The sequence below is a fragment of the Rathayibacter sp. AY1C5 genome, assembly GCF_002931705.1.
GTDB lineage: Bacteria > Actinomycetota > Actinomycetes > Actinomycetales > Microbacteriaceae > Rathayibacter.
In genome coordinates this window covers 1-725 of record NZ_PSWD01000066.1, presented here as the reverse complement: position 1 = coordinate 725, position 725 = coordinate 1, and the positions used below count along the sequence as shown (strand labels likewise).

The window sequence follows — 725 nt, the reverse complement described above, 5'->3', positions numbered from 1 at the left end:
AGCGTCGCGGACCGCACCGCCGCGTGGGCGCAGCTCGCGTTCGAGGGCGTGTCCGCCGCAGCGATCGCCAAGCGCACCGGCACCAAGACCGACGCGGTGAAGAAGGGGCTTGCGGTCGCGGAGTCCGCGACCGTCACGTCCGTTCTGCACGAGCACGAGCTGACCCTGGACCAGGCGGCGGTGCTGTTGGAGTTCGAGGACGACGCCGACGCCCGCGCGACCCTGATCGAGGTCGCCACCCACGACCCGGCCCAGTTCGAGCACACCGCGCAGACCCTCCGCGACGAGGCCGCGCACCAGGCGCTCCTCGCAGCGACCGCCGCCGAGTACACCGGCAACGGCTTCCAGATCCTCACCCGCTCCGACGCCTACGGCGACTCAGCGACGTGGACGCCGGTGCGGCAGCTGCGCGGCGAGGACGGGAAGAGTGTCACTCCCGAGCAGGTCGCGGCCGTTCCCGGACGCGGAGTGCTCATCGACACCAGCTGGCGCGGCGAGGTCGAGGTCACGCTCCTGGTTCAGGACCCGACCGCTGCCGGATTCACCTACGCCTACGGAGCCCCCGAGCAGCCGCAGACCGAGGAGGAGGCCGAGGAGGAGCGGGCCGAGAAGTCCGCGGAGCGGAAGGTGCTCATCGCCAACAACAAGGCGTGGAACGCGGCCGAGAAGGTGCGCCGCGAGTGGATCGCGACCTTCCTCGCCCGCAAGACCCTCCCCAAGGACGC

1 pseudogene is annotated in these 725 nt (G+C 71.4%); it reads left to right on the top strand.

Features of this window, described 5'->3' with window-relative positions:
• A pseudogene (locus C5C57_RS18280) lies at positions 1-725 on the top strand (chromosome partitioning protein); the annotation flags it as partial.